Raw genomic sequence first — 771 nt, forward strand, 5'->3', positions numbered from 1 at the left:
CCAGGGCCTCGACGCTCTGGCTGATCGCAGTGACGCGGGCGACCTCGGTCTGGTGGGCCAGCTGGGCCTCGGTGACGCGGGTCTGTCCCTCGACCATGGCGATGGCCACGGCGGTACGGCCCTCGGTCTCCGCCATCACGCGCTCGTGGCGGTGCTCGCGCTCCTGGCGGCGGTCGCCGCGCCACAGCGGGGCGCACACCGCGTAGACGGCGGCGGTGCCCAGCAGCCACATCAGGGTGCGCAGCGGCCAGTCGGGGGTCCAGGCAGCGATGCCGACCAGGGCGAGGGTGCCGGCGGCGGCGAACGCGGCCCGGGTGGTCTCCGGTTCGCCGTGCTGCTTGGACGCGGAGACGGTCCCGGCTGCTCCAGCGAGGGCGGCCAACAGTCCGCTGATCCACAGGGGCTGGGTGGAGCCATCGGGGAGCTGCTCGTGCCACGCCCACGCCAGTGCGGTCGCCGCGGTGGTGACCAGGGCCGGGGCGATGCGGCCGAAGTGCTCCCAGAGGATGCGGGCCGCGCTGCGGACGGGCGGCAGCGGCTCGGTGTTCGGAAGGTACGGGGCGGTGATCTGGTGCTCGCGGCTGATCAGGTAGTACGTCGGGTCGAACTTCGCGGGCTCGGTGCTCACGGGTCAGATCTCCATCTCGTGCTGGGGGGCGGGTTGGTTGGGCGAGGGCGCCGGAGCGGGTGGGGCGGGCTCCTTGTCGCTGGCCAGTTCCGGCTCGCGGTCGGCGTGCTGGATGCGCTGGCGGTCGGCGGCGATCGGCTGCA

Annotated in this window: 1 protein-coding gene; it reads right to left on the reverse strand. The window is 73.9% G+C overall.

Translation table 11 applies throughout. The features are described 5' to 3' along the window. On the reverse strand, positions 1–628 hold a 628-nt coding region (locus tag G3I78_RS46495), incomplete at its 3' end, for a hypothetical protein (RefSeq protein ID WP_164436598.1). Positions 629–771: the final 143 nt, after the last annotated feature.

The sequence above is a fragment of the Streptomyces sp. SID13726 genome (assembly GCF_010548375.1).
GTDB lineage: Bacteria > Actinomycetota > Actinomycetes > Streptomycetales > Streptomycetaceae > Streptomyces.